We start from the raw sequence: 21805 nt of genomic DNA, 5'->3' as shown, positions 1-21805 counted from the left end.
CGTCCGCGCCCGCCTCCCGGTCGCCCGCGGCGGGGAGGTCGGCTGTCGGGTCGGCGTCACCATGCGTCTCGGTACCTCCTGTTCGTGATCGTGCGGGGATCAGTCGCCGAGCCGCAGCCGGGCCACGTGCCCGTCGGTCTCCAGGGTCGTGCCGTACTCGGCGGACAGCTGCCGGTAGCGCTCCAGCACTTCGGCGCCGTTGACCTGGTCCGCGATGAGGGGGCGGCCCTCGGTCGCGGGGTGCTGCGCCGACTTGCCGGTGCCTCGGGTGATCTTCGCCTCCTTGGACACCTCCCGGCCCAGTTCGACGGGGTGCAGGGTGATGCCGGTGAGCCGGCCGTCGGTGAGGTGCACCTCGATCACGGCCGAACTCCACCAGGTCGGCGTGGGGGTGTCCAGCCCCGGGTGCAGGGGATGCAAGTCCGGGGTGAGCGTCGGCAGGGCGTCGACGTCGTGGCCCCAGGTCTCGTAGCTGTCGTAGGGGACGCGTTCGAGCAGTTCGGACTGGGCGAAGAAGTTGCCGAGCCCGTAGAAGATGGGCTTGCCCTGGTAGATCTCGATCCCGAGGGTCTTGTGCCAGCCGTGGCCGACGAAGATGTCGGCGCCGGCCTCGATGGCGCGGTGGGCGAACTCCCGGACGAAGCGGGGCGGGCGGTCGCCGCGCGGGCCCTCGGCGATGTTGAAGTGGTGGGCGACCATGACCAGGTCGGCCATGGCGGCGGCCGAACGGATCGCGCGCAGGTTGCCTTCGAGGTCACCGGGATGGCACTCGGTGAGGATCTTGTACTCGTCACCCTCGCGGAAGACCATCTCACCGGCGGCCGACTGTCCTCCGGGGAGGTTGTACTGGAACTCGTCGTCCCGCAGAACGCGGCCCGTCTTCCCCGGCTTCCAGTCCTTGCCGGTGCGCAGGATGTTCAGCCCCTGCGCCGCGACCCTGAGGGGCTGCGCGGCCTGCGGAGGCACGACGTAGGTCGTCGTGACCCGCAGCGGGTTGATGCCGGGGCGCCCCTGCATGGTCTCCTTGGGGCGGCCGGCCCATTCGTGCGGCCGGTTGCCGGAGGTGGTCGAGATCAGCGCCATCCGGCCGCGGGGCGTTTCGACGTAGGTGGGCATCCGGGCGTCGTCCAGGTCCCGGCCCGTGCCGGCGCAGGCCAGTCCGGCGTCCTTGAGGGCCTGCACGGTCGAGAACAACCCGGCCGAGCCGAAGTCCAGGCTGTGGTTGTTCGCCGTCGACATCACGTCCACACCGAGCCACCGCAGGTCCTCGGCCACGCGGGGTTCCGCGAGCATGTAACTGCCGTACCAGTCACCGCGGCCCGGGTGCACCTCGGCGGCGTCGCCGAAGTTCATCTCCAGGTGCGCGTAGGCGACATCGGCTTTGTCGAACAGTTCCCGGATGCGCAGGAACTCCGCCTCGGAGTGCATGGAGAACGGCCTCGTCACCATGCACTCGCCGGCGATGGCGACCGACCAGTCGGCGGTAGGGGGCATACGACTCGCACTTCCTTCCGGATTGCCGGACACAGTCGCCCGTGAACGCGCGGCGACACCCGAGGTGATCGGGCTTTCCTCAAGCTAGGTCGGCGCGGACGTGCGCAGAAGCACAGAGTTCCTACTGCGGTCATCACCGGTGGTTATCGCCTCGCCGCACCGGTGTCCGCGGGGGCACGGGCCGGCGCCGCAGGAAGCCGGCCGTGAGGTCGCCCCCCTGTCATCCCGTCGTCGCGGTGCCGGACCGCGTCCGTGCGCCACCCGTCCGACCGGGCCAGTCCTCCTGCCGGTCCGCAGCGGCCTTAAGGTGGGTGTCGAACCAGTCGATGGCGACCGAGGAGGACAGCTCGAACTGCCCTGGTTGAGAGGAGAGTTGCCGTCCATGGGGACAGGCCTCTTCACAGGTGTTGACCTTCGAGCTGCTTGAAGCCCGATGATGGCGTTGTGCCGAATTCCGAGCTGGTGCCGATCGGGGCCTTCTCCCGACGCTGTGGTCCGACCTCCAGCGCCTTGCGGTTCTACGCCGACTCCGGGCTGCTGCCTCCTGCCGAGGTGAACCCGGTCTCGGGCTACCGTTACTACCACGATGACCAGGTGGCACGGGCTGCCGCGCTGCGTCAGCTCCGTGAGATCGCCATGCCCCTCACCGGTGTCGAGGCCGTACTCGGCTCAGGAGCCGACGAGGCGCTCCCTCTGCTCGACGAGCATGTAGCCAAGGTGGCGGGGGACGCGGCAGCGGCACGGCGGAAGGCCGCTGTCATCAAGTCCGCGCTCGGCAACGTGCCCGGTTCCCTGGTCGCGGTGATGAAGGGACCCGTGCTGGCGCATGCGGTCGAGCAGGTCCTGACCGCGACCGCGCACGAGCCCGGGACGCCGGTCCTCGCCGACCTGCACGTCGAGGTGAGCCACGAGGCGATCACCCTGACCGCGACGGACCGTTACCGGCTCTCCACCCGTACCCTGGCCCCGACCGAACCACCGCGGCAGACGTGGGCGGGCACGGTCGACGGTGGCGAGTTGCGGATCGCGGCCGCCTAGATCCGCCGCAGCGCGCTGGTACGGCTCGAGGCGGCACCACACGGCGTCTGGCTTCGGATGGCCGGGCGAGAGGACCGGCACTGCCGGTTTCTGCCCGAGCCGTTCCCCGACTACCGGCTGATGCTCGTGTCACTGGGCGAGGCCGCCACCCGCGTGACGATGTCGAAGGCACCGGCGACCCGCTGCACCGCTGCTCCCTCGCTCACCACCTGGCGGACCTCTCCGAAGCCGGCCCGGCTCGCTCGTCCACCTGTCCTGTCCGTACGGGGCGCGTCACCGAGGCACGGAACAGGAGTGGAGGCCGCACCGGGCCCGCTCGCCTGCGCGGGACGTACCCGGCCGGCCCCGTCGGCACCCTGTGGGGCGCCGGCCGGGACGGCGACGGGTGCCGGGCTCAGTGGGCGCCGACCAGCTTCTGCTCCGGGCTGCCGGCGGCCGTCCGCTTGGCCGTGCGCAGGGCCGCGATGCCGATGAAGACCGTGGACGAGAAGCCGGCGAGGGCGAAGGCGGTGAAGCCCCAGTCGCCCTTGCCCGCGGCGAGCAGCTGACCGCCGAGCCAGGGACCGAAGACGGCGCCGAAGCGGCCCATGCCGGAGGTCCAGCCGACGGCGGTGGCGCGGTTGGCGGGGGCGGAGCCGATGGAGACGGTCGCGTAGATCATGGTCTGGGCGCTGTTGAGGAACACACCGGTGAGGAAGACGACCACGAAGGTCAGCGCCAGCGGCATGTGGACGCTGAGCAGGACGACACCGCCGGAGGTCAGCGCGAACCAGATCGCGGAGATGCGCGGGGCGCCGAACCGGTCGGAGGCCCGGCCGGCGACCAGCATGCCCACGATGCCGCCGAGGTTGAACAGCACGACGAAGGTGAGCGCGGAGCCCAGTTCGTAGCCCTCGCCGCGCATCAGGGTGGGCAGCCAGGTGGCGACGCCGTAGACGAGGAGCAGGCCACCGAAGGAGGCCAGCCAGTACAGCAGGGTCTGGACCCATTCGCCGCCGCGGAACAGGCCCAGCAGGCTGTTCCAGCGGGCGCCGGCGGCGGGCTTGCCGGTCGCCGCGGCGGGCAGCTCGACGTCGTAGCGGGCGGCCAGTTCGCGGGCCTCGGCGGTGCGTCCCCGGGCGACGAGGAAGCTCAGTGACTCGGGCAGCCACTTGGCGAGCACCGGGACGAAGAGCAGCGGGGCGACGCAGACCCAGAAGGCGGCGCGCCAGCCGAGCGGCTCGACGATCCACAGGGCCACGTAGGCGGAGAGGATGCCGCCGGTGTGGTGGGCCGTCATCAGCAGGCCGATGGTGAGGGCGGCGCGGGTGCGCGGGGCGTAGTCGGAGACCATGCTGATCGCGGTCGGCAACAGGCCGCCGAGGCCGACGCCGGCCAGCGTCCGGCCGATACCGAAGACGGCGACGCTGTTCGCGACCGCGCAGAGGCCGGAGGCCAGCGAGAAGAGCGCGACGCAGGAGACCATCAGCTGCTTGCGGCCGATCCGGTCGGCGACCGTCCCCGCGGCCAGCGCGCCGACCAGCATGCCGAAGGTGGCGTAGCTGCCGAGGTCGCCGGCCTGGCCCGAAGTGATGCCGAGGGCCTTCTCCTCGAGCATGTGGGGCAGGACCGAGCCGTAGATGAACATGTCCAGGCCGTCGAAGAGGACGGCCAGCCAGCAGAGGCCGACGACCAGCAGGGCCAGTCTGCTGCCGCGGGCGGACAGCGCGGCGGGTGAGGAGGACATCGTTGTTTTCCTCTCGTCCAGGAGGCGGTGCCTGGAGGGGACGTGTGATGGGGCGACGCTAAGGACCGCGTTCACCGCGCGTCAACACTTTTGTTAACAATCTCAGCAACGATCTGGTGGCCGCCGTGGAGGCTCGGGGCGCGTACGGCGAAGGGTGGGCCGCGCGCGACCCGCGCGGCCCACCCCCGTCGTCCGATCTTCCGCTAGGCGACGGGCGGGGTGCCGTGGGTGTGGAAGGACTCGATGGTCTTCAGGCCCCAGGCCTGTCCCTTCGCCCGTTCAGCCTCGGTCCAGGTGACGATCGGCCAGTCGGGGGCCAGTACCAGGCGGGTGAGCGGGTTGCACAGCTCGATGCGGTTGCCGCCCGGCTCGTAGACGTAGAGGAAGAAGGTCTGCTGGATGGCGTGCTTGTGCGGGCCCGTCTCGATGAACACGCCGGTGTCGATGGCGAGGTCGGCGGCGCGCAGGATGTCCTCGCGTGTGTCGGCCGCGAAGGCGATGTGGTGGAGGCGTCCCGAGGTGCCGGTCCAGTCCTCTGTGTAGACGATGTCGTACGACTTGTTCGTGAAGGTCAGCCAACGGGCGGCAATTTTCCCGGAGTCGAGCCGGATCTGCTCGGTGGGCCGGGCGCCCAGGAGCTGTTCTTGGAACTCGGCGTTGGCGAGCACGTCGGCGGCGAGGAAGTTGACGTGGTCGAGGCGGCGTACGCCCACGCCCCGGTTTGGTTTGGCCTGCGGCTGGTTCTTCAGCGCCGGCCGCAGCTCGTCCGGTGCCCGGTAGTGCTCGCTCTCCCAGTACAGGGCGTGCTCGTGGCCGTCGGGGTCGGTGGTCAGGTAGATCTTGCCGAGGCCCGGTTCGTCCTCGGTCCACGTGCCGGGCCGACCCGCCGCCTCGAGCGCCGCCACCCTGCGCCGGAGCGCCTCCTCGCTGGAGGTGCGCAGCGCGAGCCGGCCGAGGCCGGGGTGCTCGCGGGCGGTGAGGACCAGGCTGTGGTGCTCGTAGTCGTCGTAGGTGCGCAGGTAGACCGTGTCGCCGTCCTGACCGCTGACGGTCAGGCCCAGGTAGTCCGTGAAGAAGGCGACGCTCGCGTCCAGGTCGGGCGTGAACAGCTGGGCGTGGCCGACATGGGCGATGTCACCGAGCGGCGGAGTCATGGGGGCCTCCAGGGCGTTGTGCGGGGATCGGTGCCGTCTCGGCGGACCGCGGGAAGACGGTGCCGTCGAAGATCTTCCGTGCGGTGCGCACGACGGCGGTGCGGCGGACCACGGCGGGCCCCGTGTCGGAGCCCGGGTCGACGTCGATGCCGACCTCCAGGAATCCGGTGGGGTGTTCGATGCGCAGGCGGTCGCCGTCGTGCGGGAGTTCCGCGATCGGCTCCCCCACCCCGCCGGGCAGGCGGAGTCCGGCGGCCACGCTCGCGGCGCCCAGTACGCCGATGGAGGTGTGGCAGCGCACGGGGACGAAGGTGCGGGTCATGACCGCGCCGCCGTCCGCGGGCGGGGCGAGCAGGGTCAGCTTGGGCACCGTGGTGCCCGCTACGTCGCCGAGGCCCATCAGCCGTCCGGCGGCGAGCCGGATCTCCCGCAGCCGGTCGGCGAGCGCGGCGTTCTCCTCCAGGTCCCCGGGCGTCTCGTAACCGGTGACCTCCAGCGCGGACGCCGGGATGAGCACGACCGGCATGCCGTTGTCGACGCAAGTCACCTCGGTGCCGGCGACGGTGTCGCGGACGTTGCCCGTGGGCAGCAGGGGACCGGCACCCTGCGGGAACTCCATGACCACCGCGGCGGCGGACCCGGGGACACCGGAGATCTCGGCGTCCCCGGTGGGGTCGACGCGTCCGCCCGGGGTGGGGAACGTCGCGACGGCGAGTTCTCCGGTGTTGCGCATGCGGATGCGTATGGACGTCTCCTCGTCCCCGGCCGCCACCAGCCCGCGTTCGACCGCGAACGGGCCCACCCCGGCGAGGATGTTGCCGCAGTTCTGCCGGTCGATCACCTCGGGCGTGTCCACGGCGACCTGAAGGAAGAGGTAGTCGACATCCGCGTCCGGGTCGGCCGACCGGGAGACCACGGCGACCTTGCTGGTCAGCGGGTGGGCCCCGCCCAGGCCGTCGATCTGACGCGGGTCGGGGCTGCCCATGATCCGCAGCAGCAGCCCGTCCCGGGCACCGGGGTCGGCGGGCAGGTCGTCGGCCAGGAAGTAGGCGCCCTTGGAGGTGCCGCCGCGCATCAGCGTGCAGCGCACCCCCTCGGGGCCGGTCACGGCCTCTCCCCCGCGCTGTACTCGTCGTACGACTGGTAGGTGACCCCCAGCTGCTCCAGCTTCTCCCGCAGCCCGTAGCGGTCCAGGCCCAGTTGGCCCTCGACGAACGCGGCGCGGGCGCCGGCCTCCTTGGCCTCGCGGGCCTCGGACGCCTCGGCCGTCCGCCGGGCCTTCTCACGGGGCACGACGACCACGCCGTCGTCGTCGGCGACGATCACGTCACCGGGACGGATCACCTGGCCGTCCACGGCGACCGGCACGTTGACCGACCCGCCCGTGGCCTTCACGGTGCCCTGGGCCGAGACGGCCCGGGACCAGGCGGCGAAGCCCATCTCGCGCAGCTCCTGGGTGTCGCGGATGCCCGCGTTGATGATCAGGCCGCGGACGCCGCGCCGCTGGAGGGCGGTGGCGAAGAGCTCGCCGAACATGCCGTCGGTGGACGGGGAGGTGGTGGTGACGACCAGGATGTCGCCCTCGCCGCACTGCTCCACCGCGGCGTGGATCATCAGGTTGTCGCCGGGCCAGCTGAGCACGGTGACCGCGGTGCCGGCGATGCGTACGCCCTGCTGAACGGGACGGATCTCCGGACCGAGCAGTCCGGTGCGCCCCATGGCCTCACTGACGGTGGCCACGCCGTACCCGGCGAGCGCCTCGACGTCCTCGGCCGCGGCCCTCGGCGGGTCGGTGACGATGACGCCGCTCATGCCAGCTCCTTCGCGATCTGCGGGTACGGGCGCATGAACGCCTCGGCCATGGTCCTGTGGGCCAGGCCCAGGTTGGGGCCCGCGTTGCGCTTGAGCTGGACACCGCGGCGGACGGCCAGGTCGGTGTAGTAGTCCCACAGGTGCTGCTGGGCGGCGAGGCACTCCATCGCCCTGCGCTTGGTCTCCCACACCTCGGTGATGTCGAGCAGGACCTCGGGCCTGAAGCCGCTCATCTCGGGCTGGTGCGGCTCGAAGTAGAAGACCGGCGGCGCGCCGATGATCTCCCCCTCGCCGGGGTAGCCGATGGCCTGGGCGAGGACGCGGGCCTCCAGGGCCATGCGGTTGGCGGCCGGATGGTCGCCGTTGTACGGGTCCTCGACCGGATGGGTGAGCACCACGTCGGGCTGGATGGCGCGGTAGACCCCGACGAGCCTGTCGGTCAGCTCGGGGGTCGCGATCAGCGGGTAGTCGCCGGCGTCGAAGAAACGGACCTCGGCGCCGAGGGTGGCGGCGGCCTTCTCGGCCTCCTCCCGGCGGATCGCCTTGATCTCCTCCAGCTTCTTCCCCTCGCGCCAGGCCTTGGCGGACTCGCCGCGCTCGCCGAAGGTCAGGCACGCGATGGTGACCTTCTCCCCGCGCGAGGCGGCCAGGGCGATCGCGCCGCCCGCCCGCCACACGAAGTCCCCCGCGTGCGCGGTGACCACCAGTGTCGACCGTGGGGTGGCGGCGGGCGCGTTGCCGTGCGTCATGAGTGAAATCTCCTTGCTGGACAGGTGACGCCCGCCTCGACGCGTGTGTCAGTCGCGCAGCGCCTCGATCACACTGGTGAGGTGGGCCCGGACGGCCGCCTCGGCCGCCTGTGGGTCCCTGGCCTCGATCGCCTCGATCATGGCCAGGTGCTCGTTCAGGGATTGCTGCGGACGCCCCGGGCGCAGCGCCAGCTGGAAGCGGTGCCGCACCAGTTGGGCGTTGAGCCGCTCCAGAAGCTCCACGGCGGTCCGTTGTCCGGAGAACTCCCGGATCCTGGCGTGCAGTTCGTGGTTGAGGTCCGAGTAGGTCAACGGCTCACCGTCGGCCACGGCCTTGCGCATGGCCATGCCCAGATCCCTCAGTTCGCCGAGTTGCCCGTCGTCGACGGCCGAGGCCGCCTTGGCCGCGCAGAGCCCTTCGAGGACCAGGCGGCATTCGGTGATGGCGACCGCCTCCTCCACGGTGACCACCCGTACCCGTGAGCCGCGGTTGCGGATCCGCTCCACGAGCCCCTGGGACTCCAGGTCGATCAGCGCGGCCCGGATGCTGGCCCGGGTCACGCCGAACTGCTCGGCGAGTTCGTTCTCCACCAGCCGCTGCGCCGGCGCCATGTCGCCGCGCAGGATCGCCTGCCGCAGCTGCCCGAGCGCAAGCTGTCTGGCCTGCTCCCCGGTGCCCGGACGGTCTTGGTTCGGCATGGTCGCCCTCCCTGAGTGAGTGCCTGTCGAACGTAAATCTAGCCAAACAAGATTGTCAACAATTTCGTCTACGGATTCGGCGCCTTCCGGTACGCACCGGCCGCTCACGCGCCGTCGTCGCGGTGTCCCCCGAGAGGCGGCAACCGCCGCGTCCCGATGACCCGCGGGCCGGTCACGTCGCGGGGCAGGCGGGTGGCGCGGACCGGAGCGCGTTCGGTCCAGGTCGCCGCCGGGGAGGCGGACCGCCGGGGGCGGAGGTGCGGGGAGGCCATGATCCACCGCTCGCGGTGTGGCGCACGTCAGTCCCGCTCGGCGGCCGGCTCCCCCGTCACAGCCGGGAGCCCCGGCGCTCGGCGCGCAGCAGCCAGGCCAGGTAGGCCCCGCCCGCCACGCCGGTCACCACACCGACCGGCAGCAGGGCGGAGCCGGTCAGGCGCTGGGTGGCCAGGTCCGCGGCGGTCACCAGGAACGCTCCGGTCCACCCCGCGGCCAGGACGTTCGGGCCCGCAGCCCGGGTCACCCGGCGGGCCAGTTGCGGGGCGGCCATCGCGACGAACGGGACGGGGCCGGCCGCTGCCACCGCCAGGGCGGTGAGGCCCGTGCCCGCGCCGAGCAGCACCAGGCGGCTCCGCTCGGGCGGCACCCCGAGCGCGGCGGCGGTGTCGTCGCCCATCTCCAGCATGGTCAGCCGTCGTCCGTACGCCAGGACGACCGGCATCAGCGCCACCAGGCCCAGCGCGGCGACTCGGACGTCGTTCCAGTCCCGGGCGTTGAGCGAACCGACCGTCCAGGCGGCGGCCTGCGCGGCCTTGCCGATGTCGGCGCGCAGGTACAGGAAGCTGGTCGCCGCGCCCAGCACCGAGGAAGCGCCGATGCCGACGAGGACCAGCCGGTATCCGTGCACCCCGCGCTTCCAGGCCAGCAGGTAGACGGCGGCGGCCGTCGCCGCACCGCCGCACGCCGCGCCGACGGCCGTCTGCGCGGCGCCCGCGTCGAGGACGATGATGGCCACGAGCGCGCCGGCCGAGGCGCCGTGGCCGAAGCCGATGACGTCGGGGCTGCCCAGCGGGTTACGGGCCAGGGTCTGGAAGACCGCGCCCGCCGTGCCCAGCCCGAAGCCGACCAGCGCGGCCACCAGGGCCCGGGGCAGGCGCAGGTCGAGGACGACGAATTCGGCGCCCGGCGGGCAGTCGCCGGCGAGCGTGCTCAGCACCTCGGGCGGGGACAGCTCATAGCTCCCGGTGCCGATGGCCAGCACCATGGCGCCTGCCGTGAGCACGGCGAGCACTGCGCAGACCAGCAGGGTCCGGGTGCCGTAGCGCAGCGACCAGCGGCCGGTGCGCAGCAGTCCGCGCCGCACCTCCGCGCGGGTCCGCACGGGGGTGTCCTTCACGAGGCTCACAACTGGGCCACCTTCCGCTGCCGTACGAGATGGATGAAGAGCAGTCCGCCGAGGAACGCGGTGACCGTGCCCACCTCGATCTCGGACGGAGGCATCACGACGCGGCCGATCACGTCCGAGACGAGCAGCAGCACCGGTGCGAACACCGCGCAGCAGGGGATGAGCCGACGCGGGTCGGGCCCGCAGAAGGCGCGGGCGGCGGGCGGGATCATCAGGCCGATGAAGCCGATCGGCCCGCACACGGCGGTGGCGCCGCCGCACAGCAAGGTGATGGCGACCACGGAGAGCACCCGCACGCGCCGCACCCGGGTGCCCAGCGCCCGCGCGTGGTCCTCGCCGAGGGCGACGGCACCGAGCGGCCGGGCCAGGGCGAGGGCGAGCACGGCGCCGCCCAGGAGCAGCGGTGCCACGGTGGCCAGCAGGGACGCCTCCCGGTTGGCCAGGGTGCCGACCGACCAGAACCGCATCTCGTCCAGCGTGCTCAGGTGCCACAGCGAGAGGCCGTTGACGTAGCCGAACAGGGCCGCGTTGACGGCGGTTCCGGCCAGCGCGAGCCGCACCGGTGTCGCCCACCGGCCGCCGCCGAGGGCGTTGACGGCGGTGGCGGCGAGGGCCGCGCCGGCGAGTGCGAACCACAGGTATCCGGTGAACGACGTGATGCCGAGGACCCCGATCGCGGTGACGACGGCGGCCGACGCGCCCGCGTTGACGCCGAGGAGTCCGGGGTCGGCGAGCGGGTTGCGGGTCAGGGTCTGCATGACGGCGCCGCCGAGGCCGAGGGCGGCGCCGACGGCGGCGCCGATGAGCGTGCGGGGCAGCCGCAGGTCCCGGACGATCGCGTCGTTCTCGCTGCCGGACGGGTCGAACAGCGCGGACCAGACCTGGTCGAGCGGTATCTGCCTGGCCCCTACGGCCAGGGAGAGGGCGGTCGCCCCGACGAGCAGGAGGACGCCGAGCAGCAGGCCCGCCGCGCGCCGGGGAGCCCCGGTGGGGGTTGGGGGGCCTCTTCCCACCCTGCTCCCGCCTCGGCGGGGCTGCGGACGTCGCGGTGCTCACGAGGCGGCCGTCCGGGGGGCGGGGCGCCGGACGGCGGGTACCGGAGCGTCTGGGTGCAGGGCACACATTCCGATGGACATGTGCCTAGCTTAGGCTAGCCTTACCTTCACTGTTGACGATTTCGTCGGCAGTACTGGCCTGCCCTGCACCCTCCGACCAGCGGTTCACGGAGAACGCCAATGACCACGCTCACTCGACCCACCCCTCGCCGTGCCACCGCTCCGGACGTCCGCCCGGAGCGGGTGACGGGACCGCGCGTCGCGCGGCTCCTGAAGGCCGTGGAGGGGGCCGACGACGCCCGACGGGCGGCCCTGGCCGCCGAGTTCTGGCAGGAGGCGGAGAGCCTGGGCACCCCGCTCGTCGAGGAGCTCGACGGTGCGCCCGGCCATCGGGCGGTCACGTTCCTGTGGCGGGGTCACCGCGCCACCCGGCAGGTGCTGTTCCTCGGCAACCGCCTCACCGACCGCGCCCACCTGGCCGGTTCACTGCTGGAGCGGGTCCCGGGCACCGACGTCTGGCATCTGGGGCTCCGGCTGCGCGCCGACCACCGCGGCTCCTACCGGCTGGCCGCCGACAACTCGCTCGGGCAACCGCCCTCGGACCCGGACGGACTCCAGCAGCGGCTGCGGTCGCTGACCGCGTTCGCCGCGGCCGACCCGCTCAACCGCCGTACCGTCGCCACCCGCCGGCAGGAGTCCGACGCCTCGGTCTTCGCCCTGCCCGACGCACCCGCCCAGCGGTGGGCCGGGCGCCGGGGCACGCTGCCGGCCGGGCGGGTCGAGCGGCACCGGGTCCCGGGCTCGGCGCCGGTCGGGGACCGGGACGCCTGGGTCTACCTGCCGCCGGGTCACGAACCGGGCGCGCGTGTGCCCCTGCCGGCCGTGGTGCTGTGCGACGGCGACATGTGGTTCGGGCGGCTCCGTCTCGGCGACACGCTGGACGCGCTGATCGCCGACGGCGCGCTGCCGCCGCTGGCCGTGCTGGCACCGGACGCCGTGGACCGGCGGACCCGTTGGCGCGACCTCGGCGGCCGGGAACCGTTCGTCGCCTTCTTGGCGGACGAGTTGCTGCCCTGGGCGGCCGGACGCTGGCCGCTGGCCACGGACCCGGAACGCACCGTGGTCGCCGGACAGAGCCTCGGCGGCGTGACCGCGCTGTACGCCGCCTACCTGCGGCCCGACCGGTTCGGCAACGTCCTCGCCCAGTCCGCCTCCCTGTGGTGGCGGCCCGGCCAGCCGCCGCCGGCCGGACCCAAACCGCCGGTCCACGGCACGCCCTGGCTCGTCGCCCGCTACGCCACCGGAACCGCCCGGCCGGTGCGCGTCCATCTGGACGTCGGACTGCACGAGGGCGTCATGGTCGACCACAGCCGCGCCCTGTACGACTCGTTGCGCACGACCGGCCACCGGGTCACCCGCACCGAGTTCAACGGTGGTCATGACTACGCCTGTTGGCACGGCGCTCTGGCGGACGGGCTGGTTCGCCTGCTGGGCGGTCCCACCCCCTGACCCGTCGCCTCGCGCCCCCTTCCGCCCTCCGACTCCCCGCCCGGGTCTCCCCTTCCCCCGTCTCTCACGCCTTTCCCCGTCTCATCCCGTTTCCCCGTCCCACCCCGTTCCCGTCTCCCTGTCCCGCCCCGTTTTCCGTTTCCCACCACCCTCCCTAGGAGCGGCTCCTTCATGTCCCCTGCACGTGCCTCCCGCAGAACCGTCCTCGCCTCCGCCGCCGTCGTCGCCGGAGCCCTGCTCCTGATCGGCTGCGGTGACGACGGCGGCGGCGACGCCACGGGCCGCGAGGTCGACGTGCCCGCCGAGCCGAAGAAGGTCGTGACGCTCAGCGAGCCCACCCTGGACGCCGCCCTCGCCCTCGGCATCGAGCCAGTCGGCGCCACCGCCGGGCGCGGGCAGAAGGGCGTGTCCACGTACCTAGCCGACAAGGCGGCCGAGGCGCAGGTGGTCGCCACGGTCGCGGAGGCCGACATGGAGAAGCTGGCCGCGCTCCAGCCCGATCTGATCCTGCTCGACGAGACCACGGCGGTGAAGGGCGAGGTCTCCAAGCTGGAGTCCATCGCCCCGACCGTGGTCACCGCCAAGCTGAACGAGGACTGGAAGAAAGCCTTCACCGCCACGGCCGACGCGCTGAACCGGAAGGCCGAGGCCGAGAAGATCCTCACCGGCTTCGACGCCGACGTCGCGGCCGCCAAGGGGAAGCTCGGCGAGAACGCCGGAGCGGTCGTCAGCGTGATCCGCTGGCAGAGCAAGGCGCCGTCGGCGGTCGGCCGGGGCGTGGGCCACGTGGGCGCCACCCTGACCGCCCTGGGCCTTCAGCGGCCCGAGGACCAGCAGGGCGTGGGCACCGGCCACAGCGAGCCGGTCAGCCTGGAGAAGCTGTCCACCATCGACGGCGACTGGCTGTTCTTCGGCACCCTCGGCGAGAAGGCCGACGGCGAGAAGGCGTACGCCGAGGCCGAGAAGGTGCCCAACTTCAGCAGGCTCAAGGCCGAGCAGGAGGGCCACGTCGTGGTCGTCCAGGGTTCCGCCTGGAACAGCGCCGGCGGCCCCCTGGCCGCCCGGATCGTCCTGGACGACGTGACGAAGGCGCTCGCCTCGTGACGCCCGGACTCGACGGCCGGCTCGCCCTCGTGACGGGGGCGGGCCGGGGCATCGGCGCGGCGGTGGTCACGGCCCTCATCGAGGAGGGCGCCCGCGTGGTCGCCACCGACCTCGACCCCGCGGGCGTGGAGACACTCGCCGCCCGGCACGACGGGCGGGTCACCGCACGCCCGCTGGACGTCACCGACGCCACTGCCGTGGAGAAGCTGGTGGCCGAGACCGAGGAGACCCTCGGCCCGCTGGACATCGCCGTCAACGTGGCCGGCATCCTGCGCGACGGACCCGTCGCCGGCCTCTCCGACGAGGACTGGGCAGCGCACTTCGCGGTCAACACCACCGGGGTGTTCCACGTCTCGCGCGCCGCCTCCCGCCGCACGGCCGGGCGTGGCCGCGGCAGCATCGTCACCGTCGCCTCCAACGCGGGAGGCGTCCCCCGCGCGGGCTTCGCCGCCTACGCCGCGTCCAAGGCCGCCGCGGTCATGTTCACCAGGTGCCTGGGCCTGGAGGTCGCGCGGCAGGGCGTGCGCTGCAACACGGTCTCCCCCGGCTCGACCATGACCGATATGCAGCGCGCCCTGTGGACGGCGGGCGAGGAGGAGGCCTCCGCCCGGCGGGTGATCGAGGGCGACCCGGCGACCTACCGCACGGGCATCCCGCTCGGCCGGATCGCCAACCTCTCCGACATCGCCGACGCCGTCGTCTTCCTGGCCTCCGACCGCGCCCGGCACATCACCATGCACGACCTGTACGTCGACGGCGGCGCCACCCTGCGGGCCTGACCCGGGCCCTCGGCACACGTCCTCCCCACTGGAGACAGCCATGTCCCTTTCCCTGCACGAACCGCTGCCTGACACCCCGCACCGGCCCACCGGAGCACCGGTCACCCCCGGCGCCGCGACCGCGCTGCTGGAGTCCTACCGCCCCGCGACCGACCGCTTCCTCGCCACCCCCCACCGCACGATCCTGGGACGCGGCACCGCCGCCGGGATACCCGAGGATTCCCGCCCCCCGGCCCGGCGGGTGCGGGAGACGCTGGAGGCGCTGCGCCGCCCGGGCGCCCCCGTGCCGGTGGTCGTGGGGGCGCTGCCCTTCGCCCCGGACGCCCCGGCCGCGCTGGCGGTGCCCGACTCGGTGCGCTGGGCACCGCCCCTGCGCGAGGACCCGCTGATCGCGCTGCCCGTGCCCGAGGACGGGCACCGTCCCGAGTGGCGGGTCCGGGAGGTCCCTGCCGCGGGACGGTACGGCGAGGCAGTCGCCGCCGCGGTCGCGCGGATGCGGGCCGGGGAGTTCGACAAGGTCGTCCTCGCCCGCACCCTGGAGCTGACCTCCGCCAGGGAACCGGATCTGCCGGCCATGCTGCGCCGCCTGGCCCGCCGCGACCCGGCCGGCTACACCTTCGCCGTGCCGAGCGGACCGGGCCGCACCCTGGTCGGCGCCAGCCCCGAACTGCTGGTCTCCCGCCGGGGCGGCCGGCTCACCGCCAACCCCCTCGCGGGATCGGCGCCGCGCAGCACGGACCTCGCCGAGGACGTGCGGCGCGCGGTCGCCCTGCTGGAGTCCGAGAAGGACCTGCACGAGCACGCCGTCGTCGTGGCCGCCGTACAGGAGGCGCTCACGCCCTTCTGCGGCGCGCTGAACGTGCCCGAGCGGCCCACGCTGGTGCGCACCGCCGCCATGTGGCACCTGTCGACCACGGTCACCGGCGAGGTTGTCTTCTCCACGGCGGAGTGTCGCGGCTGACGGCCGTGATCTGCTCAGGCGGAACGCTCCAGCGCATGTCTGCGCACCGGGTCGGCGAACGGCAGGCCCCGGGCGTACCGTTCCAGCTCGTCGAGGGCCGCGTGCGTCATCCGGCCGAGTTCGTTGCCGAGTGACCCGGCCACATGCGGGGTGAGCAGCACGTTCGGCAGGTCGTACAGCGGCGAGGAGGGCGGCAGCACCTCCGGGTCGGTCACGTCCAGCACCGCGTTCAGCCGGCCGGAGAGCAGTTCCCGGGTCAGCGCCTCGGTGTCCACCAGTGAGCCGCGCGCGGTGTTGACCAGGGTGGCCCCGTCACGCAGCAGCGCCAGCCGGGACCCGTCGAACAGGTGGCGGGTCTCCGGGAGTTCGGGCGCGTGGACGGTGACCACGTCGCTGGACGCGGCGAGGGTGTCCAGGTCCACGGCGCGCACGCCCAGGGCGGCGGCGTCCTCGTCCGTCACGTACGGGTCGTACAGCAGCACCCGCAGGTCGTACGGGCGCAGCAGCTCGATCACCCGCCGCCCGATGCGGGAGGCCCCGACCACGCCGACCGTGCGGCGGAAGTTGCCGCCGGTGCCGATCACGTCGATGGGGCTGACCCACTCGCGTTTCTCGCCGTAGACCCGGGCGGCGCGCAGCACGCCCTTGCCGGAGAAGAGGATCGCGGCGACGGTGTACTCGGCGACCGGCAGGGCGTTGGCCCCGGCCGCCGAGGCGACCGCGACGCCCCGCTCCCAGCAGGCGTCGGTGATGTGGTGCTTGACGGATCCGGCCGCGTGCACGATGGCCCGCAGCCGGGGCATCCGGTCCAGTGCCCCGGCGGTCAGCGGCGGGCAGCCCCAGCCGGTGAACAGCACCTCGGCCTCGCGCAGCGCCGCCGCGTGTTCGGGGGCGGTGAAGTCCTCTACGACCAGCGCGGGGTCGGTGTCGGCGACCGCGGCGAGCCGTGCCAGGGCCTCGGCGTCGAAGAGCGCCCGGTGGACCGGGGGGGCCATGGCGAGCACGGTGCGGGGGTGACGGGGTGTCGCGTCGTTCACTTGACGGCTCCCGCGGTCAGACCGGAGCGCCAGTAGCGCTGGAGCGACAGGAAGGCGATGGCCAGCGGTAGTACGGACACCAGTGAGCCGGTCACCACGAAGGCGTAGTAGTGCGGCTCCTGGGGCAGCACCGCGTTCCAGTTGAACAGGCCGACGCCGATCGGGTAGAGCGAGGCGTCGTTGAGCATCACCAGCGGCAGGAAGAAGCTGTTCCAGCTCGCGGTGAAGGAGAACAGGAAGATCGTCACGAACGCGGGGGAAAGCATCGGCAACGCGACCGACCGGAAGATCCGCAGCTCGCCCGCGCCGTCCAGCCGCGCGGCCTCCAGGGTCTCCGCGGGGACGTACGACTCGGAGAAGATCCGGGCCAGGTAGACGCCGAACGGGTTGACCAGGCCCGGGATCAGCACCGACCAGTACGTGTTGACCAGGCCGAGGTCGGAGGCGAGCAGATACATGGGCAGCGAGATGACAGTGTGCGGCACCAGGATGCCGACCAGCACCAGCCCGTACAGCTTCTCCTTGCCGGGGAAGGCGTACTTGTCGAAGGCGTACCCGGCGAGCAGCGACAGCAGGGTGGCACCGGCCGAGCCGACGACCGAGTACAGCAGGCTGTTCCCCAGCCAGCGGGCGAACAGCCCGTCCTGGTAGGCGAACATGTCGGCGAGGTTGGCGAACAGGTGGAAGTCGCCCAGTGCGAAGCCGGGTCGGCCGAACAGGTCGCCGTTGCTCTTGGTCGCGTTGACCAGCAGCCAGGTCAGCGGCATCAGCGTGTAGACGGCGACCAGGGCGAGCAGCGTGTTGACGGTGACCCGGGAGGAGAGCGCGGAGCCGGTGCCCGGCCCGCGGCGCGCGGACGCGGGACGCGGGGCGCTCCCGGGCGTGGAGGCGGTGGCGGCGGTGGCGGCGGCCGGGGCGGTGGTGTCGAGGGCCATGGTCACGCGTCCTTCCAGCGGTTGCCGAACTTGGTGATCACGAAGGACAGCGCGGCGCCGAGGAGCGCCAGCAGCAGCGAGGCCGCGGCGGCCAGACCGTAGTCGTTGCGGCTCACCGCCGCCTGGTAGATGAACATCACCGGGCTCCACTCCGTGGAGATCGCGGAGGACCTGCTGCGCAGCACCTCGGGCTCGTTGAAGAGCTGGATGGCGCCGACCGCGGTGAACAGCATGGTGAGCACCACGGAGGAGCGGATCATCGGCAGCTTCACCGACCAGGCGGTGCGCAGGTGCCCGGCACCGTCCACCACGGCCGCCTCCAGGGTCTCCCGGGGCACGGCCTGCAACGCGGCGTAGAAGATCACCATGTTGTAGCCGATCCACTGCCAGGCGGTCGCGTTGGCCAGGGAGAAGACCAGCGCGTCCGGGCCGAGCAGGTGGACGTCCGCACCGAAGGCGGACAGGAAGTCGATGACCGGGCTGAGGCCCGGCGTGTACAGGAAGCCCCAGATGATCGCGGCGATCAGGCCGGGCACCGCGTGCGGCAGGAAGTAGGCGAGCTGGAAGAACCGCTTGGCGCGGGCCAGCGCGGAGTCCACCAGCAGGGCGAGCGCGAGCGCGCCGCCGACCATCACCGGGATGTAGACCAGGCAGTACAGCGCGATGTGCAGGAAGCTGCGGCGGAAGACCGGGTCGGTCAGGGCGCGCAGGTAGTTGTCGGCGCCGACGAAGAGCGTCTCGGTGCCGCCGAAGCCGAGCCCGGAGGCGGCCTGTTCGCGGTACAGGCTCATCCAGAGCGCGTAAGCGATCGGGGCGACGAGGGTGGCGAGGAAGAGGAGCAGGAAGGGGGTGATGAAGAGGGCCGGTGTGCTGCGCTGACCGCGGGCGAGCCGGGATGCCATCGGTGGTGACTCCCTTGCGTGGACGGGCCGGCGGGCCGCCGGGAACGGGTCCCCGGCGGCCCGGGCGGGAGGGGGAAGGGCGCGGGCGCGTGCCCGGGTCACTCGGCGAGCATGAGACCCCGGTCCGTGATCCCCTTCTCGGCCGCGGCCTGGGCGGCCTGGAAGGCGGGCCAGAACTCGCCGGTCTTCTGAGCCTTGCCCAGCTCGTTCTGGAGGGTCAGCGAGGTGGAGTTGTGCACCGGGCTCCAGCTCCAGCCCTTGACGATGGTGGGCACCTGCGCGGAGGCCACCGCGTAGATGTCCTGGCCGCCGTAGAACTCCGTGTCGAAGGTGTCCTTGGCGGCGGAGCGCAGCGCCTCGTTGGCGGGCAGCGCGCTGGAGGTGCCGGTGGCGAGACGGGCCTTCACCGCGGCCGGGTCGGTGGTCGCCCAGATCACGAACTCGGCCGCGGCCTTCGCCTTCTCGGTGCCCTTGGTCAGGGCGAAGGAGCTGCCGCCGACCGCGCCGGTGGCCGGGGTGCCCCAGTTCGGGAGCGGGGCCTCGGCCCACTTGCCCGCCAGCTTGGGGTACGTGGTCTTGATGCCGCCGCCGCTCCAGGAGGCGCCGAGCAGGGCGATCGCCTTCGAGTCGGTGACTGCCTTGGTGGCCTCCGGGCTCCAGCCCTTGTGGTTGAGGACCAGGTCCTTCTCGACCAGGTCCTTCCAGTAGTCGGCGACCTTGCGGGTGGCCGCGTCGTCGATGCTCACCTTCCAGGCGTCGCCCTCGGTGCCGTACCAGTGGGCACCGGCCTGCTGGGCGAGCCCCGCCCAGGTGGCGACGTCGTCGCCCCAGAAGTCGAGGATGCGCGCCTCGCCCTTGGAGGCGGACTTGACCTTCTCGGCCGCCGTCCGGAACTCGTCCCAGGTCCGGGGGACCTCGACGCCGTACTTCTCGAAGAGGTCGGTGCGGTAGTAGAGGGTCTGCGGGCCGACGTCGAAGGGCGCGCCCCAGGTCTTGCCGCCGAGGGTCACCAGGCCCCGCACGGACTCCGGGGCGCTCTTCACCGTCTCGCCGAGCTCGGCGGTCGAGTCGCGCAGCAGGCCCTGGGTGACCAGGTCCGGGATGGCCTGGTACTCGGCGTTCACGACGTCGGGCGCGTTGCCCGCCTTGACGGCCTTGGCGATCTTGTCGTAGCCGCCGTTGAGGCCGGCCGGGATCTCGGAGTGGACGACCCTGATGGTCTTGTGGGTCCGGTTGAACTCCTCGGTCATCTCCTTGGTCCCCGGCTGCCAGGACCAGTAGGTGATCTCGACGGGCTTCTCGGCGGTGCCGGTCCCGGCGTCCGCCGAATCGGCGCCGGAGCCCCCGCAGGCGGTGGCCAGCAGGGCCAGCGAGGCGACCGCGGCGGTCAGCACGAGGGAGGACGTACGGGAGGACGGGCGCATGGGGAACTCCTACGGGAGGGCCGCGACGGCCTTGTGGAAGGCGGCGAGATGACGCACATCTTTCGACCACGAACGATCAGAGTCAATAGCAAATGAACAACTGAACATTAAGGAGTGGTATCGATCGCGGTGTTGCCGTAGTTGAGCGGTTTCCGCTCGACCGCTCCGGGCTGTTCCGGCTGCTCGTCAGCCCGGTTCGGGCGCGTCCCGCAGCTCCACGGCCGCCGGTCCCTCACACCCGTCCAGCTCCAGTACGACGATCTCGTTGCGCCCGGAGCGCAGCAGCGGCCACGGTACGTACAGCGTCCGCTGCGGACCGCGGTCCTGCCAGTAGCGGCCCAGGCAGAAGCCGTTGACCCAGACGTAGCCCTTGTGCAGGCCGGGCAGCGCGAGGTACCCGTCGGCGGGCTCCGTCACCTCCAGGAAGCCACGGTGGAACACCGGTCCGGGCCCCGCCTGCCCGGCCCCCCACGGCAGCCCCTCGGGCGTGCCGTGGCCGAGCTCCACCCCCCGCGCAGACCAGCCGTGCAGCGTCTGCCGGGTGTGCAGCACCCGGCGCACGCCCTTGCGGTCGCCGAGCCCCGCCCCGTAGTTGACCCGGCCCATCGACTCCACCAGCAGCTCCAGGCGCGCCTGCGCACCGGGCACCGCGACGCCGTCCAGCACCTCGGCGGCGTCCCGCTCCAGGACGCCCGCCGGTTCGCCGTCCAGGAACACGTGCGCCCGGTCGGCCAGCCCGTGCACGGACAGCGGGTAGGGCCCGCGCGGCCCCGGTATCCGGGAGCGGTAGAGGACCAGCCCGTGCGCGAGGCCCAGTTCCTCGAAGGACGGCGGTTCGGGGGCGAGCACCTCCTCGCCCGCGAGCCGGTCCAGTGCGTCGAACAGCCGCACCGACTCGGGGAGTTCCACCCTTCCCGGCGGCAGCAGCGGGGCCGGGGCCGGGGGCTCCGGCAGCGGCCCGTCCGCGTACCGGGCCAGCACCCGGCGGAAGGCGTGGAACTTCTCGGTGGTACCACCGCGTTCGTCGATCGGGGCGTCGTAGTCGTACGAGGTCACCGTCGGCAGGTAGCGCTCACCGGTGGTCGGGTCGTCGGTGTTGGCCCCGGCCCAGGTGGAGAAGTTGGTGCCGCCGTGCGCCATGTAGAGGTTGACCGACGCCCCGGCAGCCAGGATCTCAGCCAGCGCGTCCGCCGCGTCCTCGGGGTCGCGTACGACGTGCTGGGCGCCCCAGTGGTCGAACCAGCCGCACCAGAACTCCATGCACATCGCCGGGTCGTCCGGCCGGTGCCGCCGCAGGTCCACGAACGCCTCGGTGGCCCGGCTGCCGAAGTTCACCGTGGCCAGGTGGCCCGGGAGCGTCCCGCCGGTGAGGAAGAAGTCGTCCGGCCCGTCCGAGGTGAACAGCGGTACGTCAATGCCGCGCGCCCGCAGCCCGGCGGCCAGATGCTCCAGGTAGCCGGTGTCGGTGCCGTACGAGCCGTACTCGTTCTCCACCTGCACCATCAGCACGTTGCCGCCCCGGGTCACCTGGTGCGCGGCGACCAGCGGCACCAGCTTGTCGAACCAGCGGTCCACGTGGGCCAGGTACGCGGGGTCCTGGCAGCGCAGCGCCCGCACCTCCGGGTCGGCCAGCAGCCACCAGGGCAGGCCGCCGTTCTCCCACTCGGCGCAGACGTACGGCGAGGGACGGACGATCGCGTGCAGCCCGGCCTCCCGGGTGGCGTGCAGGAACCGGTCGAGGTCGGCGAGGCCGGTGAAGTCGTACGCGCCGGGCCGTGGCTGGTGCAGGTTCCAGGGGACGTACGTCTCCACGGTGTTGAGGCCCAGGGAGCACAGCATGCGCAGCCGGTGCGGCCACTGCTCGGGGAGGACGCGGAAGTAGTGCAGGGCTCCGGAGAGCAGGCGCAGCGGGCGGCCGTCGAGGGAGAACCCCTCGGTCGATACGCGGAACATGAGGGGTCTCCGTGGGTGCGGTCGGTGCGTGCGGGCGTACGGGCGTGCCGGGGTCAGGTGTGCGCGGGGCGC

17 protein-coding genes and 2 pseudogenes are annotated in these 21805 nt (G+C 72.6%); 5 read left to right on the top strand and 14 right to left on the bottom strand.

Features of this window, described 5'->3' with window-relative positions; genetic code table 11:
* Positions 1–99: 99 nt before the first annotated feature.
* Positions 100–1494: a CapA family protein gene (locus ACLGIH_RS34525; protein ID WP_416529170.1), complete on the bottom strand. Its 1395-nt coding sequence runs from the start codon at positions 1492–1494 to the stop codon at positions 100–102.
* A gap of 444 nt (positions 1495–1938) precedes the next feature.
* Between ACLGIH_RS34525 and ACLGIH_RS34520 the strand changes: the two are divergent.
* Positions 1939–2700 (top strand): annotated as a pseudogene (locus ACLGIH_RS34520) (DNA polymerase III subunit beta family protein); the annotation flags it as partial.
* A 226-nt stretch (positions 2701–2926) separates the two neighbouring features.
* Here the strand turns inward: ACLGIH_RS34520 and ACLGIH_RS34515 are convergent.
* The 8 genes from ACLGIH_RS34515 to ACLGIH_RS34480 all read right to left on the bottom strand — a co-directional run bounded on the left by ACLGIH_RS34515 (position 2927) and on the right by ACLGIH_RS34480 (position 11087).
* On the bottom strand, positions 2927–4258 hold the full coding sequence (locus ACLGIH_RS34515) for an MFS transporter (RefSeq protein ID WP_416529169.1): 1332 nt from the start codon (positions 4256–4258) through the stop codon (positions 2927–2929).
* Between the two features lie 203 nt (positions 4259–4461).
* Positions 4462–5412, bottom strand: a complete 951-nt coding sequence (locus tag ACLGIH_RS34510; protein WP_416529168.1) for a catechol 2,3-dioxygenase — start codon at positions 5410–5412, stop codon at positions 4462–4464.
* A complete protein-coding gene (locus ACLGIH_RS34505; RefSeq protein ID WP_416529167.1) occupies positions 5393–6520 on the bottom strand; it encodes a 4-oxalomesaconate tautomerase in 1128 nt (375 codons plus the stop codon). Before ACLGIH_RS34505 ends, ACLGIH_RS34510 begins: the two co-directional genes overlap by 20 nt.
* Complete coding sequence (locus tag ACLGIH_RS34500; RefSeq protein ID WP_416529166.1) at positions 6517–7224, bottom strand: 4-carboxy-4-hydroxy-2-oxoadipate aldolase/oxaloacetate decarboxylase; 708 nt, start codon at positions 7222–7224, stop codon at positions 6517–6519. The genes ACLGIH_RS34505 and ACLGIH_RS34500 overlap by 4 nt, the downstream gene beginning before the upstream one ends.
* Positions 7221–7973: a PIG-L deacetylase family protein gene (locus tag ACLGIH_RS34495; protein ID WP_416529165.1), complete on the bottom strand. Its 753-nt coding sequence runs from the start codon at positions 7971–7973 to the stop codon at positions 7221–7223. The genes ACLGIH_RS34500 and ACLGIH_RS34495 overlap by 4 nt, the downstream gene beginning before the upstream one ends.
* Positions 7974–8021: 48 nt before the next feature.
* Positions 8022–8672 carry a GntR family transcriptional regulator gene (locus tag ACLGIH_RS34490; RefSeq protein WP_416529164.1) on the bottom strand — a complete coding sequence of 217 codons (651 nt, stop codon included), beginning with the start codon at positions 8670–8672 and terminating at the stop codon, positions 8022–8024.
* Between the two features lie 328 nt (positions 8673–9000).
* Positions 9001–10074 (bottom strand): FecCD family ABC transporter permease, encoded by a 1074-nt coding sequence (locus ACLGIH_RS34485; protein WP_416529163.1) that lies wholly within the window; start codon positions 10072–10074, stop codon positions 9001–9003.
* On the bottom strand, positions 10071–11087 hold the full coding sequence (locus ACLGIH_RS34480; RefSeq protein WP_416529162.1) for a FecCD family ABC transporter permease: 1017 nt from the start codon (positions 11085–11087) through the stop codon (positions 10071–10073). Before ACLGIH_RS34480 ends, ACLGIH_RS34485 begins: the two co-directional genes overlap by 4 nt.
* A 222-nt stretch (positions 11088–11309) precedes the next feature.
* Between ACLGIH_RS34480 and fes the strand changes: the two genes are divergently transcribed.
* From fes to ACLGIH_RS34460, 4 genes and pseudogenes are all read left to right on the top strand, one after another.
* On the top strand, positions 11310–12638 hold the full coding sequence (gene fes / locus ACLGIH_RS34475; RefSeq protein ID WP_416529161.1) for an enterochelin esterase: 1329 nt from the start codon (positions 11310–11312) through the stop codon (positions 12636–12638).
* Between the two features lie 171 nt (positions 12639–12809).
* The gene (locus tag ACLGIH_RS34470) at positions 12810–13742 is read left to right on the top strand and encodes an ABC transporter substrate-binding protein (protein WP_416529160.1); all 933 of its coding nucleotides are present in this window, start codon (positions 12810–12812) and stop codon (positions 13740–13742) included.
* Positions 13739–14521: a 2,3-dihydro-2,3-dihydroxybenzoate dehydrogenase gene (locus ACLGIH_RS34465; protein WP_416529159.1), complete on the top strand. Its 783-nt coding sequence runs from the start codon at positions 13739–13741 to the stop codon at positions 14519–14521. Before ACLGIH_RS34470 ends, ACLGIH_RS34465 begins: the two co-directional genes overlap by 4 nt.
* A 40-nt stretch (positions 14522–14561) precedes the next feature.
* A pseudogene (locus ACLGIH_RS34460) lies at positions 14562–15446 on the top strand (chorismate-binding protein); the annotation flags it as partial.
* A 50-nt stretch (positions 15447–15496) separates the two neighbouring features.
* Here the strand turns inward: ACLGIH_RS34460 and ACLGIH_RS34455 are convergent.
* The 5 genes from ACLGIH_RS34455 to ACLGIH_RS34435 all read right to left on the bottom strand — a co-directional run bounded on the left by ACLGIH_RS34455 (position 15497) and on the right by ACLGIH_RS34435 (position 21733).
* A complete protein-coding gene (locus ACLGIH_RS34455; RefSeq protein WP_416529158.1) occupies positions 15497–16477 on the bottom strand; it encodes a hydroxyacid dehydrogenase in 981 nt (326 codons plus the stop codon).
* A gap of 38 nt (positions 16478–16515) precedes the next feature.
* A complete protein-coding gene (locus ACLGIH_RS34450; RefSeq protein WP_416529157.1) occupies positions 16516–17454 on the bottom strand; it encodes a carbohydrate ABC transporter permease in 939 nt (312 codons plus the stop codon).
* A gap of 2 nt (positions 17455–17456) precedes the next feature.
* Complete coding sequence (locus tag ACLGIH_RS34445) at positions 17457–18356, bottom strand: carbohydrate ABC transporter permease (RefSeq protein ID WP_416529156.1); 900 nt, start codon at positions 18354–18356, stop codon at positions 17457–17459.
* Between the two features lie 98 nt (positions 18357–18454).
* Positions 18455–19780 (bottom strand): ABC transporter substrate-binding protein, encoded by a 1326-nt coding sequence (locus ACLGIH_RS34440; RefSeq protein ID WP_416529155.1) that lies wholly within the window; start codon positions 19778–19780, stop codon positions 18455–18457.
* A 186-nt stretch (positions 19781–19966) separates the two neighbouring features.
* The gene (locus tag ACLGIH_RS34435) at positions 19967–21733 is read right to left on the bottom strand and encodes a glycoside hydrolase family 35 protein (protein WP_416529154.1); all 1767 of its coding nucleotides are present in this window, start codon (positions 21731–21733) and stop codon (positions 19967–19969) included.
* Positions 21734–21805: the final 72 nt, after the last annotated feature.

This window comes from Streptomyces hamibioticus, from assembly GCF_047946815.1.
GTDB lineage: Bacteria > Actinomycetota > Actinomycetes > Streptomycetales > Streptomycetaceae > Streptomyces.
The sequence above is the reverse complement of the archived record's forward strand: the minus strand, read 5'-3'. Positions and strand labels throughout refer to the sequence as shown.

What these genes read in the sequence shown, in the direction of transcription:
- fes (WP_416529161.1), top strand. Translation starts at nt 11,310, where the DNA reads ATGACCACGCTCACTCGACCCACCCCTCGCCGTGCCACCGCTCCGGAC.
- ACLGIH_RS34495 (WP_416529165.1), bottom strand. Translation starts at nt 7,973, where the DNA reads ATGACGCACGGCAACGCGCCCGCCGCCACCCCACGGTCGACACTGGTG.
- ACLGIH_RS34510 (WP_416529168.1), bottom strand. Translation starts at nt 5,412, where the DNA reads ATGACTCCGCCGCTCGGTGACATCGCCCATGTCGGCCACGCCCAGCTG.
- ACLGIH_RS34470 (WP_416529160.1), top strand. Translation starts at nt 12,810, where the DNA reads ATGTCCCCTGCACGTGCCTCCCGCAGAACCGTCCTCGCCTCCGCCGCC.
- ACLGIH_RS34435 (WP_416529154.1), bottom strand. Translation starts at nt 21,733, where the DNA reads ATGTTCCGCGTATCGACCGAGGGGTTCTCCCTCGACGGCCGCCCGCTG.
- ACLGIH_RS34525 (WP_416529170.1), bottom strand. Translation starts at nt 1,494, where the DNA reads ATGCCCCCTACCGCCGACTGGTCGGTCGCCATCGCCGGCGAGTGCATG.
- ACLGIH_RS34455 (WP_416529158.1), bottom strand. Translation starts at nt 16,477, where the DNA reads ATGGCCCCCCCGGTCCACCGGGCGCTCTTCGACGCCGAGGCCCTGGCA.
- ACLGIH_RS34440 (WP_416529155.1), bottom strand. Translation starts at nt 19,780, where the DNA reads ATGCGCCCGTCCTCCCGTACGTCCTCCCTCGTGCTGACCGCCGCGGTC.
- ACLGIH_RS34445 (WP_416529156.1), bottom strand. Translation starts at nt 18,356, where the DNA reads ATGGCATCCCGGCTCGCCCGCGGTCAGCGCAGCACACCGGCCCTCTTC.
- ACLGIH_RS34450 (WP_416529157.1), bottom strand. Translation starts at nt 17,454, where the DNA reads ATGGCCCTCGACACCACCGCCCCGGCCGCCGCCACCGCCGCCACCGCC.
- ACLGIH_RS34515 (WP_416529169.1), bottom strand. Translation starts at nt 4,258, where the DNA reads ATGTCCTCCTCACCCGCCGCGCTGTCCGCCCGCGGCAGCAGACTGGCC.
- ACLGIH_RS34500 (WP_416529166.1), bottom strand. Translation starts at nt 7,224, where the DNA reads ATGAGCGGCGTCATCGTCACCGACCCGCCGAGGGCCGCGGCCGAGGAC.
- ACLGIH_RS34490 (WP_416529164.1), bottom strand. Translation starts at nt 8,672, where the DNA reads ATGCCGAACCAAGACCGTCCGGGCACCGGGGAGCAGGCCAGACAGCTT.